7 protein-coding genes are annotated in these 11,890 nt (G+C 31.2%); all 7 read right to left on the bottom strand.

Going from position 1 to position 11,890, the window contains the following annotated elements; translation table 11 throughout:
- Positions 1-107: 107 nt before the first annotated feature.
- Positions 108-965 carry a glycerophosphodiester phosphodiesterase family protein gene (locus tag AC2I98_RS11155; protein WP_486411756.1) on the bottom strand — a complete coding sequence of 286 codons (858 nt, stop codon included), beginning with the start codon at positions 963-965 and terminating at the stop codon, positions 108-110.
- A gap of 13 nt (positions 966-978) precedes the next feature.
- Complete coding sequence (locus AC2I98_RS11150; protein ID WP_486411755.1) at positions 979-4,134, bottom strand: TonB-dependent receptor; 3,156 nt, start codon at positions 4,132-4,134, stop codon at positions 979-981.
- Positions 4,135-5,626: 1,492 nt separating this feature from the next.
- Positions 5,627-6,724 carry a nuclease/transposase family protein gene (locus tag AC2I98_RS11145; RefSeq protein WP_486411754.1) on the bottom strand — a complete coding sequence of 366 codons (1,098 nt, stop codon included), beginning with the start codon at positions 6,722-6,724 and terminating at the stop codon, positions 5,627-5,629.
- Between the two features lie 2 nt (positions 6,725-6,726).
- The gene (locus AC2I98_RS11140; protein WP_486411753.1) at positions 6,727-7,509 is read right to left on the bottom strand and encodes an RNA polymerase sigma factor; all 783 of its coding nucleotides are present in this window, start codon (positions 7,507-7,509) and stop codon (positions 6,727-6,729) included.
- A gap of 2,765 nt (positions 7,510-10,274) precedes the next feature.
- Positions 10,275-10,871, bottom strand: coding sequence for an acetyltransferase (locus tag AC2I98_RS11135; RefSeq protein ID WP_486411752.1), 597 nt, complete (start codon positions 10,869-10,871; stop codon positions 10,275-10,277).
- 3 nt (positions 10,872-10,874) lie between these two features.
- Positions 10,875-11,480, bottom strand: coding sequence for a sugar transferase (locus tag AC2I98_RS11130; RefSeq protein ID WP_486411751.1), 606 nt, complete (start codon positions 11,478-11,480; stop codon positions 10,875-10,877).
- 39 nt (positions 11,481-11,519) lie between these two features.
- Complete coding sequence (locus tag AC2I98_RS11125) at positions 11,520-11,879, bottom strand: four helix bundle protein (protein WP_291073120.1); 360 nt, start codon at positions 11,877-11,879, stop codon at positions 11,520-11,522.
- Positions 11,880-11,890: the final 11 nt, after the last annotated feature.

Below are 11,890 nucleotides of genomic sequence, written 5' to 3'. Positions count from 1 at the left end.
TCAGATTTAACTTTTTACTTTAGCTTATTCTTCAAAAAAAAGAAATTCATCTCTACTCTAAAGTATTTAAAAAAAATAGTAAACAACTCATCGTTTTGTTTATACAATTACCAATTAATAAATTGAGCAGGATAATCTGTTTCTATAATATCGGGACGCGTAATAAGATGTTGAATATAACCTCTTGTTCGTTCAAGATCAGTTGGTAGTTTATCCGTCGTTGGAGCAATCGCAATCATTACCATTACCCCTTTACTCCTAAGGTAATTAATCATTTCTTTTTGCTCCTGTTTAACTTCTCCTCCAATCCAAGCAATTATTCTATTGAATGGAACATTCAGCTTTTCAAAACTCTTAACATCATTCATTGTATGAAAAGGTTTCATAAACAATACATGATCTAAATGTTTGGCGTAATACGCAACTTCTTCATCTTTTCTCAATCCCAACACCACATTTGGATAAGGGTTTTCTTTCAAAAATTTTACATAGGTTGCATATGGTACACCTTTATTATCTAACTGAAAAATAGTTTTTCCTTGACTCCAATCTAAAGCTTCTTTAAGTGTCGGAATTTTAAACTCAGTTAAATTTCCTTCTCGGTCTTTTAATCTTGCATTCTTTATTTGAGCATAGGTATACTCTTTTACCTTTCCTTGTAAATTTGTTGTACGGTTCAGTGTATCATCGTGCATAAGAATTAAAACCGAATCTTTGGTCAATTGTGGATCAATCTCAAAAAATGAGGGTATAATCGACAATGTTTTTTCAAAAGCTTCAATACTATTTTCTGGATAGCCAGGCATCATACCTCCTCTATGTCCTGAGATAATGATTGGTTTTGATTGATCTTGTTTGAAATAAGACTTCAAGTCTTCAAAACTTTTGATATCAACTGTTTTCAATTGCGCATTAGCCACAGTAACTGTAGCTAATAGCGCAAACCACAAATGTATTTTTCTCATGTAAATCGGTCTATTAAAAACTATATCTAAACCCTATTTGTATTTGATATGGATTGAATGCATAACTCGTTTTACCTGTATTCGTATTTACATTGTAAACAAAACGTTCATTTGCTGTATCAAAACTCTTAATCGAATAAATATTTTGTTTACCTATTCTAGGACCTACTCCCCATTCTTTGTTCATTAAATTAGCTACATTAAAAATATCTACTGCAACTTCAAAACGATGTTTCTCAACAATTTTTATCTTTTTAGCTAATCTTAAATCAAATGTTCCTGAAAATCCATTAATTCCACCATTTCGCTCTGCTATTTTCCCATAACTTTTACGAATATAATCTTTCGTATGTTTTTCAACTTCAGGATTATCTAGAATAGCTTGAATTCCATTTCTTAAATATTCAGGAGTTGAAGCAGCATTAGGATCATAGATGTATGCCAAATCATTTGAATTTACGAAATCTCCATTCATATTACCATTAACAGCCAACGAATAGCGTGTACCTCCAATTCCACTAAAACGTACACCTGCTGTCATTCCCCAAAAAGTTGGAGATTGCCCATAAACTACTAACTTGTGACGGAAATGTGTATCTGAATAATTCATTTTACTTAAATTTCTTGGATCTTCTGCAACCATTAAACTTAGTGTTGCTGTATTGGCTACATTTCCATTATAAGAGGTATTATCTTTTGAATCATTCCATGTATATGAAACAGAAATTTGTCCATCTTTAAAATAACGGTAGGTTCCATCTAACACGATTGCATATTGATCTTTTTTACCCTCACTAATTAACTCTAAAACTCGTCCCAATTCATTTGTTTTACGTCCATTAACCCAATTTGCAGCACCATTTGTAGGGTTAATTGTTGACGCAGGTACATAAACTCCTCTATTAGCTTCTTCTTTTATTCTGAAAAAAGGTTCATCGACCATATTGCGATCAACGTACATATAATTATTTCGTGCCCAGTTAGCATAAGCACTAATCCCAACTCTCAATCGATCACTAAAGAAGTGATTATAAGATGCATTTAATTTGTAAACCGTCGGCACTTTAGCATCTTTGCTATTAGCATTAATCGTAATTAGTTTTTCTATATTAGGGTTGTTAAAAAGATCTCTTCCTGGAGCATGATTAGGATTTTGTCTATAATCAATAAAATCTGGAGTAGGAACTAAATCTCCTACAATGTCTACTGCTGCGACTTTTGTTCCATCAAACAACATGTTATTAATCATAGAATATGGATTTAATGAAGAGCCAAAAATACCTCCACCAAATTTTACAAAATCTTTTCTATTCTGATTAATATCCCATGTTAATTGGAAACGTGGCTGAAGTTGCCATGTATTAATTTTATTATCTGTTCTTACTCCCAATTGTTTATCTGCAACCTCATTGTAATTCGCTGCATTCAGATATTGCATATTCTCAAAACGAATTCCAGCCATTAAATCTAAACCAGGAAGAATTTCTGTCTCTAATTGTCCATAAACAGCAGATGTTAATTGATTAATCGTGGTAGATGGATCATCTGTTAGTCTAATTTCTCTTGCATAACGATAGGGAGTCATATTTTTGAAATTATCCATTCCAGTAAAATAGAATCGACCATTCATTTCACTTCCATATACATTTTTCATATGATAGTAAGAAAAATCTCCTCCTAGCGTATACTTAATATTATTTTTATTAATATATACATTATCAACCAATTGTATCACATTCCCTTTGAACCATTCAGGTGAAAATCGTTGCCCCCCTAATTGAATGTTTGTATATTGTGTTTTTTCTCCTATTTGAGATCCTATGCTTTCCACAATTGCACGTGGAATAGATTGGCTAGGCAATTCACTTGATGGAATAATATTCTGATGCTCAAAAAAATGTTGAACTTTCAGTTCATTAGTAATGTCATTATTAAAATCAGTTCTTAACGATAACATCAAACTGTTGTCTGTTTTTTTTCTATCAATATAGGATTCATACATGTTAATTGATGTATTATCCCCTTCAGAAAGTTTATCGTTTTCGTGAACAAAGTTGTTACGTAATGTCAATAAATTTCGGGAATTTAATTGCCAATCAATGCGTAAAAATGCTGCATTTGTATCTTTATTTTTATCAAATGCCCCAAATTGAGGATTATTTGATACTCCATATTTTTCTCTTGCAATAGATAAAAATTGATCTAATGTTGATTGCGTTACATTATACAGCGCTTCATCACTTGGGTTATTAATATTCGCAATAAATAAAGGGCGTTTATCTACCTGTCTATCCCAAGCAACAAAGAAATGAGCTTTATCTTTCTTTATTGGTCCACCTAAAGAAAATCCATATTGATATGTAGAGAATTCGTTGTCTCTTTTGTTTCCACGAATGTCGTATGGACTCGATAACCAATCGGCACGTCCATAAAGAAAAGCACTTCCTTCCAATTTATTCGTTCCTGATTTTGTTACAGTGCTTATCGTTCCACCACCAGCACGACCATTCGTAACATCATATTCATTGGTAACTACTTTAAACTCTCGTATTGCTTCCATTGAAATAGAATAAGAAGATGAGGTAGAACCTCCAGCTATTGTTCCTCTATTAGACATTCCGTCTATTGTATAATCTACCGAAGATGCTAATTGTCCTCCAATACTCGAACCATTACTTAAAGGAGAAAGATCGATTAACGACGTAAAGTTTCGTCCATTTACAGGTAATGTTTGCAAATCTTTTGCAGAAACTGATGTTGAAGCTCCTACCTGTTTTATTGAACTCTTTAATGTTTGTCCACTAACAATTACTTCTTTTAAGCCCGTTGTTCCGCTCGAAAATTTAAAAGGCACCCATATTAAATCACCTTGATTTAAACTATATCCTTTTAAAACTTCTTCGCCATATTCATCCGAAATAAATGTAACCGTATAAGGAGAACCTAATGGCAATTGTTTTAAATTATATTCTCCTTTCTCATTTGTTTTTGTGGAAGTGGTAAAACCTGTCGATTCGTTTTTTATAACCACCGTTACTTGTGATAAGTCGTAACCTTCACCATCAGTAATTTTACCAGATATCCCTGCCAAATCACCTTGCCCATAGGCAACTGTTGAAGCTCCGATTGAGAAGACTACTGCTGATAATTGAAATAAATTGAGTTTCATGTATGTTTATTTGAAGCCCAAAATTATTGTACACTAAACAATAAGAGGTTAACTAAAATTTAAGAGATCTTTAATAAATCTTATTATTAAGGTTAATTCAATCTTTCTTTTTCATTTTTTATTCATCGCTTATCTATTTTAATTATCGGTATTCATATGCCCTTCGGGGAAGAGCGCAAAAAAGTAATCAATGCTTCGAAAGGCTCAGCCCAAGCAACTCTTGGCCGTAAACCTCTCTACTAAAAATGTTCTCATTCCACTAAAGATTTTAAAAACCCTACGGGCTAAAACCTTTTAAACGCTCCATTCAAACATTTTCTTAACGTGAGAGTTTTAATGCCGGTTTCTCATCCTTTTTCAATATTCAAATTCATTTTTAAAAACAGATTTTGTCATTCTGGGCTTGTATCAGAATCTCATCTTGTTGGTATTCTTAGCTTGTCGAAAAAGCTCTTCCTTTCATTTTTTATTCATAGCTTATCTATTTTAATTATCGGTATTCATATACCCTTCGGGGAAGCTCATCCAAAAAACGAAACAAAAAAAGATGCCGACAGTAGTCTCTCAATGATTCAACTAAATAAATTATTTCCATAAAGTTGGCAACTCGCTCCACTCAAACACTCCAACTTTTTTTATTCCAATAATTTAGAGTTGAATTGCATTTCGATTCTAAATCGTCGGATTTTTTTAATCCCTTTTTCAATATTCAAATCCACTTTCAACAAAGAATTTATAAACTGTCATTGCTGAAAAGTCGAGCGTCAATTCGGCGTAAAGAGCGTTAAAAATGATTTATGTTCGCATTTCATATGCGAATGTTCTAAAGCATTTAGCGAATAGCCGTTATTGACCGACTTGTAAGCACTATACCTAAGCTCCACTGGAGCTTCTCCTCTTAATCTCAAATGTTTTTGTGTCAAGACAAAAATGAACGTAAAGTACTTTCTATCACTTTTTTATTCATAGCTTATCTATTTTAATTATCGGTATACATATGCCCTACGGGAAAGTTCATCAAAAAAAACATTTGAAATTAAAAGGAGGAGCCATGGTATGGCTCAGGTAATTCAACTAAATAAATTATTTCCATAAAGTTGGCAACTCGCTCCACTCAAACACTCCAACTTTTTTTATTCCAATAATTTAGAGTTGAATTGCATTTCGATTCTAAATCGTCGGATTTTTCTAATTCTTTTTCAATATTCAAATTCCTTGTCATTCAGAACTTTCAAAGAATCTCATATCTAATTGTTCATAAAAACATTTTACATCGTAAATCCCATATCAAAAATCTTTTACAAATATTCTACTGCCACTCTACTGCCACTATGTTGCCTTCATCCTGCCTTTATCCTGCCTTTATCTTGGGACTATCTAACGAGTTTCAATAAAACCTAAAAATCCCCCTTTGTATATGTATTTCACATTTGATGAGCGTTTACAATCACCTCACCCTACGGGTGTACAAATCACCCTCCAAAATTATGGTTTAAGCTGTTATAAGCTCAATACCTGCTTTATCAGCTTTGTATTTTATTTTATGTATGAGCTCATAATAGCTCCAGTTTCTTAAGACAAATCTTTCTTCTTTGGCAATTTGTATTTTTTCTTCTTGATCTACAATAACTATCGTTCCTGCTTTTTTTTCAACGCAAAAATCAATTAACATTCTACTGTAGACATGTAGCCGATGATGAACATATTTACTCTCGGTATTTTTTAATTTTTTTGCTATTTTTAATTTTCTTGCTTTTCCTTTCCCTCCTTTGCAATAAGGCACTCCTTCTAATATTCTTTTACGAGAAGCTTGTATGGCCAATCTTCTGTACAAAAATTCTTCTTTGCTACCAATGGTTAGCTGAGATCTACCTATTTTTACAACCAACGGATATTCTAATGACAAAGAAACTTCTGCAATAATATCGGGTTGTAATTGATTTTTTTCTTTTTCGATTTCTACAGTGAATACCCAAAATATTTTATTTTTTTCTAATTTAATTTGCGATCTAAAAATTCTAATTTCTTTGCTTACTATTTGCTCCAATAGCTTATAATTATCAATATAATCTCTTCCAAGATACGTTTTAAAAGGAATTTTATATAGTTTAAAATAAATGTATTTTTTATCTGTATCATACGAGAATTTACTTATCCTCTCTATATTAAAAGGAATTGCTATATCTCGTTTAAAAATTTTTAATGAAAGTTCACCTTTCCAATACCTGACACAATCCTTCTTAAAGGACAGGTATAACGTATTTATCAAACTAGACAATATATACATAGGAACTTCATCCTTAAAACGTTTTGAGAGCACACGATAAATGGTATTCATACGAGAACATTCTAGTATTCCATCTTCATCTTTATTTTCGTCTACTAATTTATATTTGATTCCTTCAGATAAATAAAAAAAATCTTGCACCATTTCTTGCACATACAAATGAGAAACAATCAAATTAGCCGCTCTAAAACATCTATTTTGCCATTTGTAAAGCGTACTCACAACTTCTTTTCGTTCTTCTTGGGTCGGTAAATCAGCAATTAATTGTATTTTACGTGTTAAAAAAACTGTAGAATTTTCCATATTTAGTTATTTAGGGGTTTAAACTTGTTTTGTTGAGTCAATTTATAAGCGACTACAAATTCATTGTGCACTTCTTTCTGAGAAAGTTCTAATGTCTTGGCAATTATTGTAAACGATTGTTTCTTTTCGAATCGAAGTTTTAAAATCAACGATTGTTTTTCGGTCATTTGATTTTGTGCCTTTTCCTCGGAAACTGTTTTCTTTTTAGACACTAATACATCATGACTATTTATAAGGTTCTTAACATCTTCTATTGCACTTTTAATCTCCTTACTCGTTTCTGAAACTCTTTTTCCCATTGCATTGGCAATTGCTTTATATCTAAATCCATATTTCAAGCAGAGTTCAATCAAATGTTTTCTTTCAGCACTTAATAAGGGTAATATTTTTCTAATTTCTTCATAATGTTCGTCATGTATTACTTTATCCCTTATGTTTTCTGCAACCTCTAACGGATCATATCCAGTCAAATAATTCTCATAATTCTCGTAACTCTCTAATGAATGCACTGTCCTAAAAAATTTGTTTTTAGAACTTCTATAATGCGAATAACAACTGTGTTTCATTACAAGTTTCAAAAAGAAAAAGATATGTTTAGGGGACTCTATTTTCTCACGATATTCCCAAAGTTTCAAAAACGTATCTTGTACCAAACATTCTACTACAAATTCATCCTCAATTATTTGTTTACCAATCCAAAAAAGTAGTCTTTTATGTCGTACATAAATTTGTTCTAAGGCTTTGGGATCGCCTTTTTTCAGTAATTCATATTCTTTTTGTTGCATAATAAAGGTGGTTTTTTTATTAAGTTTTACGTTCTACGCTTAACGTTTTACGTGTTTTTTCTTTTTCAATATTCAAATTCCTTTTTAACAACGAATTCTAAAAACGTCCTTGCTGAAAAGTCGAGTGTCAATTCAGCGTAAAGAGCGTCATAAATGATTTACTGTTCGCATTTTATATGCGAATGATTTAAAGCATTTAGCGAATAGCCATTATTGACCGACTTGTAAGCACTATACCTAAGCTCCACTGGAGCTTCTCCTCTTAATCTCAAATGTTTTTGTGTCAAGACAAAAATGAACATATAATCATTTTCTTATTATCATAAATTATGTTCAGAACCTCATTCTCAACCTCAAATACATAAGATAACTTACAATTCTAAAATCTCAATTCTCATATCTAACATCTGATCTGTACTTTTTACTTAATACATACTACATTTTAACAATCCCTTCCGATACACGAACCTCGAACAAAGCATACGGAACGGATACACAATGGATACGGAATGGATACAGCGCGGATACACAACCGATACAGAAAAGTGTCATTTTCGATATACACCGATACAGGATTTTAACTCTTTTTAACACTAAATTTTTCTAACTATAATGTTTTTATCAAGTTTTATGTTCTACGTTTTACCTTTTATGTGTTCTTCTTTCTTGCTGTCACATTGAGTAATTTTTGTTTCATAGAAAAAGAAAATTGTATCGAAATGTCTTTTTTTAATTTTCATTTTTTTATTCATTACTTATCTATTTTTATTGTCGGTATTCATATGCCCTTTGGGGAAACTCATCTAAAAAACATTTGAAATTAAAAATTTGAGATTAAGAGGAGGAGCCATAATATGGCTCAGGTAATATTTATTTCTTACTTTCATTTTTTTTACTCATCTAAAAAAACGAAACAAAAAAAGATGCCGACAGTAGTCTCTCAATGATTCAACTAAATAAATTATTTCCATAAAGTTGGCAACTCGCTCCACTCAGACACTCCAACTTTTTTTATTCCAATAATTTAGAGTTGAATTGCATTTCGATTCTAAATCGTCGGATTTTTAATTCTTATTTAAATATTCAAATTCGTTGTCATTATTAATATGGTCAATAAACCTCGGTTACTGAAATTGTCGAAGCATCTAAGTGTCTTTTACTTATTAAATAAGACATCTTACATCTCGAATCTAACATCTAATCTGTACTTTGTCTATAACACAATTCTCTCAACCCACAAATTCCCCTTGGACAGTTTTAAAAATTACATTAATAAATGAAATAAAATTTAACACTAATACATTCTATGAAGATCATTTACACTCTTATAAGTTGTCTTCGGGGAATTAAATGTGAGTCTTTATTGTTTAATAATTTTCTTCTCTCCTACTTGTATATTCCAATAAGTGTCGAAGTTTTTGTACTATGTCAGTCATGGTTTTTCTTTTTGTATACACAAGGTATAGCACAAAATAGTTCTTATAGCGCAACACTGAATTGCCTACTGATTTTAAAGTAAAATATTCACATAGTTTTACATCGTTTTTTTAATTCAACATTAGTTTTAAAAGCCACTCCTTTTCCTGTACATCGCGCCAACTTTGTTTTGGGAAAGGGATTTTATTTTTACGTTATATGTTTTACGCTTAACGTTTTACGTGTTTTTTATTATCAATATTCTAATTCATTTTTAACAACAGATTCTAAAAACCGTCCTTGCTGAAGAGTCGAGTGTCAATTCGGCGTAAAGAGCGTTAAAAATGATTTACTGTTCGCATTTCATATGCGAATGATTTAAAGCATTTAGCAAATAGCCATTATTGACCGACTTGTAAGCACAGACTTGATTTTTTTTGTTTCGTTTTTTTTATCAAGAAAAAAAATGAAAGTAAAATTCTTTTTATCATATGATACTCATCAAAGCTTATCATCTAGCTATCATTCTGAACTTTTTTCATTCCAATAATTTAGAGTTGAATTGTATTTCGATACTAAATCGTCGGATTTTTCTAATTCTTTTTCAATATTAAAATTCGTTATTACTTTCAACAACTTTAAAATCTAAAATCTCAATACTAATATCTAACATCTACTATGTACATCTTACAATTCTAACTGAATCGAATAACCGTCTGTGCAAAATCTTTAAATCTTGCAAAAGTGTAGAGGGTAAAACAAATGGTATAGAGGAATAACCAAATGTGTATTATAAAGAAGTTCGATGCGATTTTGTGGGGAAATGACCATACAAAAGGCGTAGAACTCTACTTAAATCTTTTGAGGTACTGGTATACCGAGCAACAATAAGAGAGCCCACGCCTAGGTCGTGAGCAAATTTACTTATTTTCTCGTTGCTACAAAAATTACCAGTTTTCAAAAGCGAGACAAAAGTATTTTTACTTTAATTTTTTAACTATCTGATAACAAATATAATAATATTATTTTAATTGCGCACTATCGACCGCAATATTTTTATTTACTCCTATTAATTTGCTATCATGGATAGTTCTAATAGACGTATATGTAAATTCATATATAATAACTGGATAACAAAATCTGAATCGCAAAGAAAGTTTGCTGACGAACATAATATTGAAGAAAGCGTTGTCAGAAAAATTAAAAAAGCTTCTCAAGATGATAATTATATTGAATATAATATGCCAATATCCACACTTGAGAGAATTTGTGAAGCACGAGAAATCAAATTATATGAATTTTTCAAATTAGTTAACATATAAAAGGCTCCTATTGGAGCCTTTTATATGTTAACTATCTTTAATTTTAATGATTTTTCCTGGATTTCCTACAACTGTGGCTCCATCTGGAACATCTTTTATAATCACTGCTCCTGCGCCTATTGTACACCACTTACCTATTTTTATTCCTTGAATAACAGAGGCTCCAATACCAATATGCGTACCTTCACCTACCTCTACATTTCCTGCTAACGCCACATTAGGAGAAATGTGTACATAATCATCAATTTTACAATCGTGATCGATAGAAGCATTGGTATTAATGATACAATGTTTACCTATATTGACTTCTGAATTAACAGAAGCTCCTGCCATCACTACAGAACCTTCCCCTAATATAGCTCTTTTCGATATAGTTGTTTTCGGATGAATAAGACTTAGATAATTAAATTGGAAGTGATTATTTACAATTTTTTTTCGAGTAGCATTTTGACCAATTGAAATTACAACATCAATCTGCTTTGTTGGTATTTCATGAATAACTGTATAGTCTAAGACTTTATTCTTCGATTGATCGCTATCTATAAAAGCTTCAATCAATATGTTATTTTCTTCAGCAATTTCAGCAATTACTTTTCCATGTCCACTTGCTCCAAATAAATACATGTCTTAATTTTTTCCGTTAAAAGGTTCTATCGTTACATGCCCATCAGCAGATATTCCTTCCGATTTAAACACTTTTTTGAAGGTTGTAAAAAATACCTTTACATCCATCAAGAAAGATAAATTATCTACGTATTCTACATCCAACTCAAATTTCTTTGACCAAGAAATCGCATTTCGTCCATTGACTTGTGCCCAACCTGTAATCCCAGGTCTAACGTTATGTCGACGTTTTTGTGTTTCGTTATACAACGGTAAATATTGTGGCAATAAAGGTCGTGGACCAATAATCGCCATATCACCTTTTAATACATTGATTAATTGAGGAATTTCATCTAATGATGTTTTACGAACAAATGCACCAATCGACGTTAAACGATCTGCATCTGGTAAAAGATTTCCATTGGAATCCTTTTTATCGTTCATGGTTTTGAACTTGATGATTTTGAAAATCTTTTCGTCTTTTCCGGGTCTTGCTTGAAAAAAGAATGGTTTTCCTTGGTTCGCAAAGTATAGGCCTATCATCACAGCGATAAAAATTGGCGATAAAATAATCAATCCAACAAAAGCAATGATGAAATCGAAGAGTCTTTTAAAAAAGTGTTTATACATTAATTTAGAGATTAGATATTGGGGATTAGAAATTAGGGACTAGAGTTTTGATTTACGATATTTTATTAATCCATTTAACATTTTACCTATTTCTTCAATTTTTGCTTGTAAAATTATATAATCAGAATCTGATATAAAATTAATATTTTTTGAAATTAATAATTGTGTGTCTAATTCCATTAAACTACCTAAGGCAATGTATAAAAAATGAATAAACTCTTTATCAGAATTACGTGCAGCTCCTTCTGCTATATTTGAAGATATAGAAACTGCTGATCTTCTAATTTGATTGGTCAAACCATATATTTCTTCTTTTGGAAAAGATTGTGTTTCTTTATAAATAATCGTAACAAAATCAACCGATTTCTTCCAAACATCTAAATCTTTATGTGTTTTCATTATTTTAGTAA

The organism is Empedobacter sp. EJD.6dd, assembly GCF_057369435.1.
The sequence above is the reverse complement of the archived record's forward strand: the minus strand, read 5'-3'. Positions and strand labels throughout refer to the sequence as shown.

Excerpts from the sequence above, each read along its gene's own strand:
- AC2I98_RS11155 (WP_486411756.1), bottom strand. The coding sequence starts at position 965 with ATGAGAAAAATACATTTGTGGTTTGCGCTATTAGCTACAGTTACTGTG.
- AC2I98_RS11150 (WP_486411755.1), bottom strand. The coding sequence starts at position 4,134 with ATGAAACTCAATTTATTTCAATTATCAGCAGTAGTCTTCTCAATCGGA.
- AC2I98_RS11145 (WP_486411754.1), bottom strand. The coding sequence starts at position 6,724 with ATGGAAAATTCTACAGTTTTTTTAACACGTAAAATACAATTAATTGCT.
- AC2I98_RS11140 (WP_486411753.1), bottom strand. The coding sequence starts at position 7,509 with ATGCAACAAAAAGAATATGAATTACTGAAAAAAGGCGATCCCAAAGCC.
- AC2I98_RS11135 (WP_486411752.1), bottom strand. The coding sequence starts at position 10,871 with ATGTATTTATTTGGAGCAAGTGGACATGGAAAAGTAATTGCTGAAATT.
- AC2I98_RS11130 (WP_486411751.1), bottom strand. The coding sequence starts at position 11,480 with ATGTATAAACACTTTTTTAAAAGACTCTTCGATTTCATCATTGCTTTT.
- AC2I98_RS11125 (WP_291073120.1), bottom strand. The coding sequence starts at position 11,879 with ATGAAAACACATAAAGATTTAGATGTTTGGAAGAAATCGGTTGATTTT.